General features: G+C 36.7%; 11 protein-coding genes. 10 read left to right on the top strand and 1 reads right to left on the bottom strand.

The annotated features are described in order from the left end of the window. Nucleotides 1-147: 147 nt before the first annotated feature. Nucleotides 148-312 carry a hemin uptake protein HemP gene (gene hemP / locus QZ265_RS05805; protein WP_296404298.1) on the bottom strand — a complete coding sequence of 55 codons (165 nt, stop codon included), beginning with the start codon at nt 310-312 and terminating at the stop codon, nt 148-150. 286 nt (nt 313-598) lie between these two features. Here hemP and QZ265_RS05800 point away from each other — a divergent pair, with 286 nt between their 5' ends. From QZ265_RS05800 to clpA, 10 genes are all read left to right on the top strand, one after another. Then, complete coding sequence (locus tag QZ265_RS05800) at nt 599-1,720, top strand: NUDIX domain-containing protein (RefSeq protein WP_296404297.1); 1,122 nt, start codon at nt 599-601, stop codon at nt 1,718-1,720. Nucleotides 1,721-2,011: 291 nt separating this feature from the next. After that, nucleotides 2,012-2,683 carry a lipocalin family protein gene (locus tag QZ265_RS05795; RefSeq protein WP_296404295.1) on the top strand — a complete coding sequence of 224 codons (672 nt, stop codon included), beginning with the start codon at nt 2,012-2,014 and terminating at the stop codon, nt 2,681-2,683. Between the two features lie 323 nt (nt 2,684-3,006). Further along, nucleotides 3,007-4,440 carry a glyceraldehyde-3-phosphate dehydrogenase gene (locus QZ265_RS05790; RefSeq protein WP_296404292.1) on the top strand — a complete coding sequence of 478 codons (1,434 nt, stop codon included), beginning with the start codon at nt 3,007-3,009 and terminating at the stop codon, nt 4,438-4,440. A gap of 463 nt (nt 4,441-4,903) precedes the next feature. Continuing rightward, complete coding sequence (gene obgE, locus QZ265_RS05785; RefSeq protein ID WP_296404290.1) at nt 4,904-6,115, top strand: GTPase ObgE; 1,212 nt, start codon at nt 4,904-4,906, stop codon at nt 6,113-6,115. A 219-nt stretch (nt 6,116-6,334) separates the two neighbouring features. After that, nucleotides 6,335-7,498, top strand: a complete 1,164-nt coding sequence (gene proB, locus QZ265_RS05780) for a glutamate 5-kinase (protein WP_296404300.1) — start codon at nt 6,335-6,337, stop codon at nt 7,496-7,498. 126 nt (nt 7,499-7,624) lie between these two features. Further along, a complete protein-coding gene (gene hemE / locus QZ265_RS05775) occupies nt 7,625-8,731 on the top strand; it encodes a uroporphyrinogen decarboxylase (protein ID WP_296404287.1) in 1,107 nt (368 codons plus the stop codon). Nucleotides 8,732-9,015: 284 nt separating this feature from the next. Then, nucleotides 9,016-10,083, top strand: coding sequence for an N-acetyl-gamma-glutamyl-phosphate reductase (argC, locus tag QZ265_RS05770; protein WP_296404286.1), 1,068 nt, complete (start codon nt 9,016-9,018; stop codon nt 10,081-10,083). 291 nt (nt 10,084-10,374) lie between these two features. After that, the gene (locus QZ265_RS05765; RefSeq protein ID WP_296404284.1) at nt 10,375-11,172 is read left to right on the top strand and encodes a hypothetical protein; all 798 of its coding nucleotides are present in this window, start codon (nt 10,375-10,377) and stop codon (nt 11,170-11,172) included. A 62-nt stretch (nt 11,173-11,234) separates the two neighbouring features. Beyond that, nucleotides 11,235-11,672 (top strand): ATP-dependent Clp protease adapter ClpS, encoded by a 438-nt coding sequence (clpS, locus tag QZ265_RS05760; protein WP_296404282.1) that lies wholly within the window; start codon nt 11,235-11,237, stop codon nt 11,670-11,672. A 373-nt stretch (nt 11,673-12,045) separates the two neighbouring features. After that, nucleotides 12,046-14,586 (top strand): ATP-dependent Clp protease ATP-binding subunit ClpA, encoded by a 2,541-nt coding sequence (clpA, locus tag QZ265_RS05755; RefSeq protein WP_296404280.1) that lies wholly within the window; start codon nt 12,046-12,048, stop codon nt 14,584-14,586. Nucleotides 14,587-14,675: the final 89 nt, after the last annotated feature.

Below are 14,675 nucleotides of genomic sequence, written 5' to 3'. Positions count from 1 at the left end.
AATCAGGTGTTCTTTAATATTACGTAGCGTTGCACTTGGTGTGTTAATCTAAGAAGTTTTTTAAATGTGGTATTTATAAAAAAAAGAAGGGGTGACTTAAGTCGCCCCTTCTTTTTATATTAAGGTTTTTACAGTCAATACAAAAATTTATTTAGTCAAAATCAAACGGTTATTACGAGTCAAACGTAGACGGTATTCTTCTCCCTCATGCTGAATACGAACTTCTTTAGTTAAAGCAAATAAATGCTCAGACTGTAACATAGGAAGTTGGTTGTCACGAAGATGAAGTGCGCGAGAAATTACAGTAGCCATAATGCTTAATCCTTTTATTTATAAAATTATCTAGTGGTTATGATTTAATATTACGATTATATAAGGTGTTGCATCAGTTTTATAAAATCAAAATGCAAATATATTTATTATAAGCAGCTAACGAAAATATTTACAATTGATAATGATTATCATTTAATTAATTATTATTGATTATGGCTTTTAATGCAAGTCTTTTTTTAAAATTAGTAATATCTAACTACAGTGTCAAAATAAAGCGCAATTAGAGTAAAGCTTGATTTTTAATCAGTCATACAAGGAAATGTCAGTGATAAAAATTAAAGTAGCCATAGCAGTTATCCATTATGGGGAACAGTATTTATTAGGATATCGACGTGCCGAACAACATCAAGGGAATCGTTATGAATTTATCGGCGGTAAGATCGAGAGCAATGAAACTGCCAAACAAGCTTTGATTAGAGAAGTGTTTGAAGAAATTGGATTGGATATCTCAAGAGATAGTTCTATAAACCCTTTAGGCATATTGCAGCATTATTATGAAGATAACTGTACGCCTGAGAACTCTAAAACAGTATGCTTAAACATATTTAGAGTAACGTTATCTGAGCAACAGTATAATAAATTTAAGGCACGTAAGCAGGGTAGTGAAGGTCAACAATTACAATGGGTGAGTCATGAATTATTAATTAGCAATAAATACAAACTGCCTGATGCAAATAAGACTATCTTACAATGGCTTAAACTACCTAATTTAATTTCCATAACAGGAGACGTAGATACAGTTGAATCAAAGATTTTGCAGAACAATTCAGATAACAGTAGCTACAACACCTCAAGCACAATGCCTCTAAATCAAAATGAGAGCCGACAGCAATGGCTTAGCTATTATCAACAAAGGCTGCCAAAAAAGGCATGCGTCTATTTACGAGTTAAGAAATTAGAACTTGAACAAAGACAAAAATTACTATTGTTACTATTGTCTGTGCGAGCTGATATTAATTTAATTATTGATTATGAACTTGCTAACTATTTGATCAGTAATAATAATCTACCAAAAAATGTGATAGCTCAGCATTTAACCCAAAATCATATTAATAACTATTATCAAAATGCTGATATAAAAATATTATCACCTTTACCTATAACGGCAAGTGCGCATGACGAACAAAGTTTACTACTGGTGAATAAGTTAGCTAGAGAACGCATAGAAAATTCGCTATCACCAGTGATAGGTGTTTTTATTTCACCTGTCAAAAATACAGCCACTCACCCTAATTCTGAAGCTTTAGGATGGGATAACTTCGCAGATATTGCACTAACTAGTGAAATGCCTGTGATAGCTTTAGGAGGCATGCAACCTGAAGATTTAAATGATGTACGAGAGCATAATGGAGACAAAGTAGCAGGAATAACAAAATTTTTAACTTAAAATCACCAAATACTCATAAAATCTAAGTGAAATTACAAACGGTATCGTAACGCTACATTTTTTGGATAGCAACGGTTGCCAGTGGCTATTAATATGATATCTAAGACTAGCAAATTATAATGTCTTAACAAAATTATTATATCTAATTGTATTATTAATTCGATGTATTATTAATTCGATTAATGATACTTGGCTAACCTATGATTATAAGACTTTATGAATAAATCTACTAATGATAAAGATAGCGCATTCATGAATAAAAAAAATTGCGGTTATACAGAAAGAACTTTTATGTCTGCGTTATTAAAGCATACAGGTATAGCATTGGTTTTATTGGTGACATTAGCTGCTTATTCGACCATTTCCCATGCTGAGATAGGAGTTGAACGCTCTCAGACCCTTACTAAAAATATTATTTATAATGATCAAATTGTGACAAAACCAACTTCCGTTCAATATGTAAATTTAAATAAATATGCTGGTCGCTGGTACGAGATAGCTAGATTACCTATGTATTTTCAACGTAAATGTGCCTCAGACGTTACTGCAACCTATAACTTAAATAAAGATATTGCAGGCAAAGTAACTTCCATAGATGTTGTGAATGAATGCCGTAAGCAGGATGGCTCAATGATTATGGCTCAAGGTTTAGCAAAACCTGCCAATAATACTGGTAGTCAGTTAAAGGTTTCTTTCTTACCCAGTTGGATCAGATGGTTGCCTTTTGGCAAATCAAATTATTGGGTATTACAGCTTGATAGTGATTATCAAAATGCATTGGTAGGTACACCGGATAACAAGTATCTATGGCTGTTATCGCGTAAACCAACCATGGCGCAATCGACTTTTGAGAAATATAAGAATACGGCAAAGATGCAAGGATATGACCTAAGTAAGTTGCAAGTAACCACTCACACATCAATCCCTAAAACTATTGTCGATGATGTGGATTATTCTAAATAAGCTAAATTTTTTTCTATTAATATTGATTATAGTCAATGCAAATTTATAATCTACACCTGCATATAGTCTGACTAAGCATTTAGTGCGTTATACTGGCTAAAAATATCAATATGATTTAAAATCTACTGGAAATTAGCTATCTACTATTTTAATGCTACTTAACCCACTAACTAATTCATTATATTAATCATTAGGCTATTGACCTATAATTTTTAATGCATTTTGTTCATGGTTATTTTGGTAACTTTTTAGTTAAATATATTTCGTAATTATCTACTTATTATTTCATTATTTTTTATTTAATTTATCCAAAGGACACTATTGTGAGTAATGCTAATACGCGCCGTGAGTTACATAAAGTTCATTTAGCCGAATATCAACAACAAGAAAATCAGGCTTATGAGCTAGTGAACCAACTGCATAATCTTTATATTGATAAAGACGTAAAAGTTAATCTTTTTGGTGAAACTCTTAACGGCCTTTCAACAGCAGATTTACTGACAAAAGTTCAGCAAACTTCTGATCGTAACAATGGCAAAGCTTTAAATATTGACGATATCGTTACAATAGTAAATCAAGTTGTTGACAATCAAGATATTAAAACAGCAGTGGTCGATGCTGGTCAGTTGATAAAAAATCAAATAAACGTAGCCGATGCCTTAACTAAGGCTGATCGATTACAGACAGCTGCAAGCGAACCTACTGATGTGGTTCTTTATGGTTTTGGTCGTATTGGCCGAATTTTAACGCGTTTATTATTAGAAGAAGCCGCTACTGATAAAGGTCTTCAATTAAAAGCGTTTGTAGTTCGTCCAGGCAAAGAAGGTGATATTGCCAAACGTGCTTCATTATTAGAACGAGATTCTGTTCATGGAACCTTCTCAGGCTCAATCGTAGTTGATGAAGAGAACCAAGGCATAATTGTTAATGGACGCTTTATTCAAGTAATTTATGCCAATGATCCTAGTGAGATCGATTATACGAGCTATGGTATCAATGACGCTATCATAATTGACAATACTGGTATTTGGAAAGATGAAGCAGGTCTTGGTAAGCATCTACAAGCTAAGGGTGTCAAAAAAGTATTGTTAACCGCACCTTCTAAGGGTGAGATTAAAAATGTTGTTTATGGCGTAAATAATAATACGATCGGCGAAGATACTATTGTAAGTGCAGCAAGCTGTACTACCAATGCTATCACCCCATCACTAAAAGTACTTAATGATGGGTATGGCATTATAAATGGCCATGTTGAAACCATCCATGCGTTTACAAATGATCAAAACCTAATTGATAACTATCACAAAGCAGATCGCCGTGGTCGTAGTGCAGTTTTAAATATGGTTATTACCAGTACAGGTGCTGCTAAAGCTGTAGGTAAAGCATTACCTGAATTAAATGGTAAATTAACTGGTAACGCAATTCGTGTGCCTACGCCAAATGTAAGTATGGCCATTTTGAACTTAAATTTGAAAAAATCTCCTGAGAGTGCTGAAGCTTTAAATAATTTCTTTAAACAAGTTTCTCAAAGTGACGCATGGCAATCGCAAATTGCTTATACTGACTCAACTGAAGCGGTTTCTTCTGATTTTGTAGGTACTAAGCAAGTAGGAATTGTTGATGCACAAGCGACCATCGTTACTGACAATCATGCTACTGTATATATTTGGTATGATAATGAAGTAGGTTACAGCACCCAAGTATTACGCGTGGCTGCACAAATGGCTGGTATTCATTATACTAATATTTCTGCTTAACGGTATTTTGCTTAATGGGTTGTGTTCAGTAAGCTTCGCATAATTAGTTATGCTAGATATAGCTGAACAAGATATAGCTTAATAAATAGTGTCAGAATTGATAGTACCAATTACGATGACGTTGCTATAATACTTATCAAATTGTAAGTCTTATTAATGCATTTTTTATCCGTATTAAGCCTTTTGGATGGCAATAAAATCTGACAATGACTGTTAAGATTTACAACAATACCCGATAATCATTAAGGTTATCGGGTATTTTTATTAAGTTAATCGATAAATATAAATTCTATTTAGTTATCCATAATGCTGTAGAATACGGCGTTATAAAACCAACTCTCTTTTCTAGAATTATTTTTTTATTAGATATATTTCTAATTAGCATACATTTTAGCTTTATAGAAGTTTGAAATTAATCAATTTACGTTAGATCAATTTAAAAGATGTTAAGGGAGCAAGACCAATGCGATTTATTGATGAAGCAATTGTTACTGTCAAAGCAGGCGACGGTGGTAACGGCATTGTGAGCTTTCGCCGTGAAAAATATGTGCCTCGCGGCGGACCAGATGGTGGTGATGGCGGCAAAGGTGGCGACGTGTTTGTTGTGGCCGATGACAACACAAATACCTTAGTTGATTATCGATACACTCGACGCTATGATGCTGGCCGCGGCGAAAATGGTCATAGCAAAAACTGTTCTGGCAAAGGTGCAGAAAATATTTATCTTCGAGTGCCTATTGGTACTACTATTATTAATAATGAAACGGGTGAAGTTTTGGGCGACTTAACCGTGATCGGCCAAGAAGTGTTAGTTGCCAAAGGGGGCGATGGTGGCCTTGGCAATACGCATTTCAAAAGCTCTACAAACCAAGCGCCAAGAAAAGCCACTTCAGGATTTGAAGGCGAGTTAAAAGAGCTTAAGTTTGAACTAAAAGTAGTGGCAGATGTCGGCTTAATTGGTTTACCAAATGCTGGTAAGTCAACTTTTATTCGACAAGTTTCATCAGCTAAACCAAAAGTAGCAGATTATCCATTTACCACCTTAGTGCCGAACTTAGGGGTAGTTGATGTGGGTTTACATCGTTCATTCGTTATGGCCGATATCCCAGGGTTAATTGAAGGTGCTTCTGAAGGTGCTGGACTTGGTATACGCTTCTTAAAGCATGTGGCACGAACTAGACGATTATTGCATATCTTAGACATTAAGCCTATTGATGGCAGTGACCCTGTTGAAAATGGTCGGGTTATATTAAATGAACTCGAACAATTCTCACCAGAGCTTTCAAACTTACCTCAGATTTTAATTTTAAATAAAATTGATCAAGTGCCTGACGCCGATGAGCTAAATGAGCTATGCTTGCACATTGTTGCAGAACTGGGATGGACAGGCGCTGTTTTTAGAACCTCGACCTTAACAGGTCAAGGTGTGGATGATGTTAAATATCATCTAATGAATGAGATTGAGCGTGAAAAAGAACGCGAAGAAGAAGATCCTTTATTCGCTGAAGCCCAAAGAGAACGATTTGAACGTCTTGAAGCTGAAGTTCGTCTCAATACTGAAGAGCAAAAAGAAGCTTATCGTGCTGCTCGCCGAGCTGCTCGTGAAGCTGCGTTCAGAGATGGTGAAGAAAACGATGACGACGACGATGGGGTAGAAGTGGTTTACGCGCCATAAGTTATTTACATATTTATGGCTCCATAAGCTATTTGTATAGAGCTCCGTAAGCTATTTGTTTATAAACAACAGCATTATAGAATTGAGATATAGTTCAAAGTGTTTACTAAGCATATTACTATTCTATTCATTCAGTCTATTTATTAGGTATTGGGAAGAATTATGAGTAATAATAATCAAAATAACTCGAAAGCTACTAATCCAAAAGGCAGTATTTCAATGCCAATTGATTCTGATGACAATCGCTTTGCCACTCAGAATAGATCTTTTGATTTACAACGAGTTATTGTAAAAATTGGATCTTCTTTACTAACCAATAATGGTAAAGGATTGGATCGTACTGCAATCTACGAATGGGCCAGTCAGATTGCTAAGCTACACAATGCTGGCAAAGAAGTGATATTGGTTTCATCTGGCGCAGTAGCTGAAGGTCTAGTTAGGATGGGTCTTGAGGAGCGTCCTAAGAAGTTAGAAGGCTTACAAGCTTGTGCAGCAATTGGTCAAATGGGTCTGATAGAAACTTGGTCTTCGGCATTGATTCAAAGTGGGGTGCGTAGCGCTCAGATTTTATTGACTCATGACGATTTGTCAAATCGTGAACGTTATTTAAATACTTCCAATACTTTGCATAAGCTTTTATCTTGGCGAGTTATACCGGTTATTAATGAGAATGACACCATAACCGTAGATGAGATTAAATTTGGTGATAATGACACGCTAGGTGCCATGGCTGCGGCTATGGTTAGTGCAGATTTATATATTATTTTGACAGATCAAGATGGGGTATTTACTGATAACCCACGCGATAATCCTGACGCCAAATTGATTCGCCAAGAGCGTGCAATGGCTGATTATTTATTTCATATTGCGGGCGAAGGCGGTAAGCTTGGTAGTGGTGGAATGCTTACCAAAATCAATGCCGGTAGATTGGCTGCAATGGGTGGCTGTCCTACTGTTATTGCCAATGGTAGCCTTGATAACGTCATCACTCGAGTTGTAGCGGGCGAATCAGTAGGTACGCTCTTGCAAACCAATCAAGCTGACAAGATCATCGCTCGTAAGCAGTGGCTGGCTGCTCATTTAAGAATGGCGGGTACCTTGTTTATCGATACAGGAGCTGTAGATGCTATCACTGTACAGGGTAAGAGCTTATTACCAGTAGGGGTAGTGGACATCCATGGTGACTTTGATGAAGGAGATGTTGTAGCTGTGGTAGACGAAAACACCAAAGAGCGTATTGCAGTTGGTCAAGTTAATTTCTCGTCCGATGATGCAAGGCGTGTCGCCCGTCAACGAACCCAAAGCTTTGATAAGATATTAGGCGAGTCTGAGGAACGTGTGGTCATGATTCATCGCGATGATATGGCTATTTTAAATAAATAAAGGTAATAAGGTATAAAGAATTAGGTAAACTGATATTGTTAACAAACAAATATCTTTTGCTTCATACCTATCCATTTTGATTATAATCAACTAATAATAAAGAGATCATTTTTTAAAGAGAAAGTAATGTCTATGATGAATTTTGATGCTGTTAATAACTCTGCTGATTTTGCACCGCTGAAGAATGATCGCCTACTTAAAGCGTTACGTTTTGAACAAGTAGATGTAACACCAGTATGGATGATGCGTCAAGCGGGTCGTTATCTGCCAGAGTATAAGGCGACTCGAGCAGAGGCCGGTGATTTTATGAGTCTGTGCAAAGACACGGCCCGAGCAACAGAAGTCACTATTCAACCTTTAAGACGTTTTGATTTAGATGCTGCTATCTTATTTAGTGATATCTTAACCATTCCAGATGCTATGGGCCTAGGTTTGTATTTTGAAACTGGAGAAGGTCCAAAGTTTAAACGTACTTTACGTACTGAAGCAGACTTCAATCAGCTCGAAACTTTTAATGCAGCTGATTCCTTAAGTTATGTTATGGATGCAGTGACCAGTATTCGTAAAGAGTTGAACGGTTTAGTGCCACTATTTGGATTTTCTGGCAGTGCTTGGACGCTTGCTACCTATATGATTGAAGGTGGCAGTTCGAAGGACTATCGTTATACCAAAGGTCTTTTATATAGTAAACCTGAGTTTTTGCATCAAATTTTAGACCATATCACTACAGCGATTATTGATTATTTAGATGCTCAAATAGTAGCCGGTGCTCAAATTGTGCAATTGTTTGACAGTTGGGGAGGTGCCTTAGCACATCGCCAATTCAAAGAATTCTCTCATAACTACAATAAGCGTGTAGTCTTCGAACTTAAACAGCGTCATCCTACAGTTCCTGTGGTAGTATTTACCAAAGGTGGTGGATTATGGCTTGATATTCAAGCAGACACTGATGCAGATTGCTTAGGTTTAGATTGGACAATGCCATTAGATAGAGCAAGAGCTATATTGGCAGAGGGAGACAAACAAATTGCGGTTCAAGGTAATTTAGATCCTGCTACTCTTTATGGTTCTCCAGAGCTTATCCGTAAATCGGTAAATGATATGCTTGATGATGCTTATGCTGGTGGTATCAAGACGGGCTATATAGCTAATTTAGGTCACGGAATTACGCAATGGGTCAATCCTGAAAATGCAAAAGTATTTATTGATGCCGTCCATAACTACAAGCTATAAACACAGTTTTTATTTAGTTAATTTAAGTAGTTAAATGAAGAAAAAAATAGGCTTATTCTCATAAGCCTATTTTATAATAGGATAGGCTATAAATAATCAAAGTCCAATAGATACGGCTAACACAGTAGAATTTAATACATTGAATAGATTTAGCTCATAACGTAAACTTAATTAATTTTAAGACTTTTAACTCAATAATAATTTTAATAAATTTATCTATGTTAGATTAAATAGTGAGATAGCTTTAATCTAATAAGCTATTAATCAATCAGATAGGATGTGATATGTTACAGGCAGCGATTATAGGTGGAACAGGATATACAGGGGTTGAACTCATAAGATTGCTATCCTCTCATCCGGAAGTGACCATAAAATGGTTAACTTCTCGATCTGAAGCTGGTAAACCTGTTTCCGCTATTTTTCCAAGTTTACGAGGCGTATCAGATTTAAATTATAGAGACTTAGGTGAAGACACCTTAGAAGCCCTAACTTCCTGTGATGTGGTTTTTTTTGCAACCCCTCATGGTGTGGCTATGCAGCAGGCTGAAGAGCTAGTGGCTGCAGGTGTTAAGGTCATAGATTTGGCGGCAGACTTTAGATTACAGTCGTTAGAATCGTTTGAGCAGTGGTATAATCAGAAGCATGTTTGCCCTGAGCTGCTTAAAGAGGCAGTTTATGGATTGCCAGAAATTAATCGTGAATCGATTAAAAAGGCAAATGTTATAGGGAATCCCGGTTGTTATCCAACTACGGCTATTTTGGGATTAAAGCCCATTATTGAGGCTCAAAATGATAAAGGGGAGTCAATAATAGAATCCCGTATTATTATTGATGCAAAATCTGGAGTTTCAGGGGCTGGTCGTCAAGCCAAATTGAATCTAAACTATGCTGAAACTACCGATAACTTCCATGCTTATGGCGTGACAGGTCATCGTCACTTGCCTGAGATTGAGCAAGGTGTACATCAATTATTGCAAAGTAAATTTACACACAATATTCGTTTTGTTCCCCATTTAGTGCCTATGATTCGAGGTATGTTTACAACCATACATCTGGGATTAACGGATATTGGTAGTGAGCTTGATTTACAGCAAATTTATGAACGTGCTTATCAAAATGAAAAATTTATAGATGTGCTACCTTCAGGTGAGTTCCCAGACACGCGTAGCGTTAGAGCAAGCAACAGACTTAGAATTGCAGTACAGCAAGACAATCTAAGTAAGTCTGCTACTATTCTAGTGGTGCAAGATAATTTGGTAAAAGGTGCTGCTGGTCAGGCCGTTCAATGTATGAATGTTATGTTTGGATTTGATGAGTCTTTGGGTCTAAATCATGTCCCTATTGTTCCTTAATATATGATTAATTTAAATGTATACGATTCGAGATATATGAATTTTGTTTTATCTCAAAGTTTTTATTATTTCATAATAATTTAATTATATATCGTGTTAGATGCATTAGAATATTTAATTCAAAAAGACCAGTAAAATTTTTATCAACAATCTGCGACATAAATATTACATTGAAGCTAATCAGTAGTTAGTTATTATCATTAGATTTAGGTATAATACCTTGCCTTAAATCTATCTACTTATGTGGTAGAGTAACTAATTGCCGATTCATATGATACGAGTCTAGAACACATGCCCACCGAAATCAGCAAACCCGCTACGACAAATTTAAAGCGTTCATCACAAGGTGTGTTGAGTCCGCTGATATTGGTATTATTCGCAAGCGCAGTATTATTGACTGGTGCCATTGCAACTGCGTTTGGCCATAAGTTCGGTTACTATCGAGGGTATCAAGCATCACAGGATGAACTGAAACTTAAGGGCGATGCGCAGCAGTTATCTGCTGAAGATACTAAAAAACTAAAGCAAAAATTACAGGCCATGACCAGCCAGCTAAATACGGCGAAACAAGAACGTGATATTAGTCTAAATAATTTAGGTCAGATGCGCCAAAATATGCAGGCGTTAGAAGTTAAAAACTTACAGTTAATCCAACTTAACGATGTGTATGCCGATAGGGTTGTTAAGCAAGGCGGATTGCCGTTACAAGTTGTTGGTGCCAAGATGGAACCGTTACCTGAAAACGCTTTTGAATATCGTTTTGATGTGGCAATGCTAGCCAAAGATGGACAACAACATCGTTTAAAGCCAACTTTAACTTTACTGGATGAAGACAATTTAGTAAATGTACCTTTAGAACCTAGCACTTATGATATTAAAGGTATTGCCCGTATTAGAGGGCGATTTGTGATGCCAAAAGGATTTAGTCCAAAACAGGCTAAATTAGATCTTGAGTCAAATGGTCAACAAGTTGAGCAAATTTATAATTGGCAATTATCTACTCCAGTAGATAAGATGCCAATATCGTTATCGGAAGTACCAGAGACAGACCAACGTCCTGTGAATGAAGGTAAAAATCCTACACCATAACCTTCAAATTTACATAGTACTATTCACTTATTCGACTAAAGTTTATAAATATATGATGTCTTATGATTAAATGTAACAATTTTATTTTTGAAACATATGGTCAATTCTCAGCGGATTGGCATCACCCAGCGACACTACCTATTTTGCATCCTATTAAAACTTTGCCGTCTAGACTAAACGATGGAGAAGCAGAGGAGGAGGGTGAAGTAGAAGTTATGGTCGCTGAGCCTGAAATTGCTGAGCCACCAATGTATGCAGTGGTTATGTATAATGATGACTATACCCCAATGGAGTTCGTCGTTTATATCTTACAGTCCGAATTTCGACATGATACTACTCAAGCGGTTGAAATTATGCTTAGTATTCACAATCAAGGTCGCGGAATTGCAGGTATTTACCCCAAAGACATAGCAGAAACTAAAGCAAAAAAAGTAAATCAAGCTGCTCGCAATGAAGGATATCCTTTACTAACTCAAATTGAGCCACACACGAGTAATTAGTATTAATTATATTTAATTTACCGCTATATCTTCAGTTTAAGTATTCAACTACAATTATATACATCCGCACTATTTTTAACGCCAAGTCTCTTTAAACTTCTCTTTACTCCACTTGCTTTCTGTCATACCCCTCGTCAGTCACTATATAAATACAAAACATTGTTTTATTCATGACTTGATTTATAAAGAAGCAAACCCTATTAAGTTATTATGTCGCTACGATCTAATTCACAAAAAAACTGCGATACCAAATAATATCATCTTCATTAACTACCCTAATTCCTTATTAACTTGATATAGTTAACTGACTTACAAGTAAATCTAGATTCAGATCGTAGCAATTAAAATATTACAATATTAACAGGACACCTCTATGTTAAGTCGTCATCTCGAAGTTTCATTGCGTCTAGCCATGACGTTGGCGAGACAAAAGTCACATGAGTATTTAACCGTTGAGCACTTATTGCTTGCACTGTTAGAAAATAACAATGCTGCCACTACATTAAAATCATGTGGTGCAGATATTGCCAGTCTACGTTCCGATCTTGAAGCCTATATTGAAAAACATACCCCAACATTAGATGCTGATTTGGAACAAACCCCGCAAGCGACCCAAAGTTTTGATCGCATTTTACAGCGTGCTATTTTTCATGTGCAGTCTATCGGCTCTGGTAGATTGGTTCAGGGTTCAGATATTCTAGTATCTATGTTCTCTGAGCATGATACCTATGCCGTTTATTTATTGAAAAAGCAGGGCGTAAGTCGTCTTGAGTTAACTCAATATTTATCCCATGGTTCTGATGGTGATGAAACTCGTGATACTGGTTCTGATTCAGAAAGTGCCGATGCTAAAGGCGCTCGATTGAAAAAAGATCCATTAACTGAGTTCGCTCAAAATTTAAATAAAAGAGCAGCGGAAGGTAAAACTGATCCCTTAATCGGTCGCACCAGTGAAATAGAGCGTACTGCTCAGGTCTTATGCCGTCGTCGAAAAAACAACCCATTATTAGTGGGTGATCCTGGTGTGGGTAAAACCTCTATTGCTGAAGGTTTGGCATGGTTGATTATTAATAATAAAGCTCCAAAACCTCTGCAAGGTTGTGTCATCTATAGTTTAGATATTGGTTCATTGATAGCCGGTACTAAGTATCGCGGAGATTTTGAGAAGCGTATGAAGGGGCTACTTGATGCCCTAAAAGCGAAACCTAATGCTATTTTGTTCATTGATGAAATCCATATGATTATTGGCGCTGGATCTTCAATGAGTAGCAATATGGATGTTTCTAACTTGATTAAGCCTGCTCTTGCCAATGGGGAGTTAAGATGTATTGGTTCAACTACCTTTACAGAATATCGCCAAGTATTTGAAAAAGATCATGCTTTATCACGTCGTTTCCAAAAGATTGATGTGAATGAGCCAAGTATTGATGACAGTATTGAAATTCTACGTGGCCTAAAGCCTCGTTATGAAGAATTCCATAATGTGGAATATACTGATGCTGCCTTGGTGAGTGCGGTTAAGCTTTCGGCTAAGCATATTCATGAGCGTTTCTTGCCTGATAAGGCTATTGACGTTATTGATGAAGCAGGGGCTTATAAGCGTTTAGGTATTACTCCTGATGCTAGTCAAGTCGATGATGAAAATCAATTAATTAAAGAGTTAAATAGTACTGAGTTTGACTCTGAAGATGACTTAGCTGACTTAGAAGATACTACACTGTTAAAAGCAGATGAGTCTGAGACAAGTGCAGAGTTTGAAGCAGTTGATAGTTTGCACGATGATGATATTGAATCACTAAGCATTGAAAATCAGGTTGATACGGATACACAAGTCGCTACAACCATTATTGATGTTGAAGATATAGAAGCTATCATTTCAAAATTGGCTAGAATTCCGCCTAAGTCTGTTTCAAATGATGATAAATCATTGTTACAGCATTTAGAACGTGATTTAAACCGTTTAGTATTTGGACAAGATGAAGCTATCAAAACGCTTTCTGATGCCATTAAGCTATCTAGAGCAGGCTTAAAGTCAACAGATAAACCTATTGGTTCGTTTATGTTTGCTGGTCCAACTGGGGTTGGTAAAACTGAGGTTTCTAAGCAATTGGCAAATTTAATGGGCATCGAGCTGGTGCGTTTTGATATGTCAGAGTATATGGAAGCTCATACCGCCTCACGCCTAATAGGCGCGCCTCCTGGATATGTTGGTTTTGATCAAGGCGGCTTGTTGACTGAGAAAATTAATCAACATCCACACTGTGTATTGTTGTTAGATGAGATTGAAAAAGCACATCCTGATGTCTTCAACTTATTATTACAGGTTATGGATCATGGGTCATTAACGGATAACAATGGCCGTGTGGCAAGCTTTAAACAAGTTATCTTGATTATGACCACCAACGTAGGTGCAGATAGTATTAGTCGTGCTTCAATGGGCTTTACCAAACAAGATCATAGTAAGGACAATACTGAAGCGATGAATAGAGTGTTTACGCCTGAATTCCGTAACCGTTTGGATGCGATAATTCAGTTTAACCCTCTTGATTCTTCAATTGTCATCTCTGTAGTGGACAAGTTCTTAGTTGAGCTTCAAGCCCAACTTGATGACAAGCAAGTAGTACTTGAAATTGATGACGATGTTCGTGAATACTTAGCTGAAAAAGGCTATGATCGTCTAATGGGTGCTCGCCCAATGCAGCGTTTGATTCAAAATGAAATCAAAAAACCATTAGCAAATATGGTGTTATTCGGTGAATTGGCAGAGGGCGGTGCTGTACACGTTACCTTAAGTGATGAACCTTTTGAAAGTCCTGTTGATAAAGAGGATAAAGCAGCCGCTGAAGGTAGTCGCATCTTACTGACAGTTGTCGAAAAGCATGGTCAACGTGGTGTTGAATACGCTGAAGGCTAATTTGGTTTTAATGTAATACGTATCGTTCTAAAAAGAGGTTAACCTAGAGTTGACCTCTTTTTTTATCGCTTTACTATTTATATATGATC

This window comes from Psychrobacter sp. (genome assembly GCF_018260395.1).
Taxonomy (GTDB): domain Bacteria; phylum Pseudomonadota; class Gammaproteobacteria; order Pseudomonadales; family Moraxellaceae; genus Psychrobacter.
This window is presented reverse-complemented; position numbering and strand designations above follow the sequence as displayed.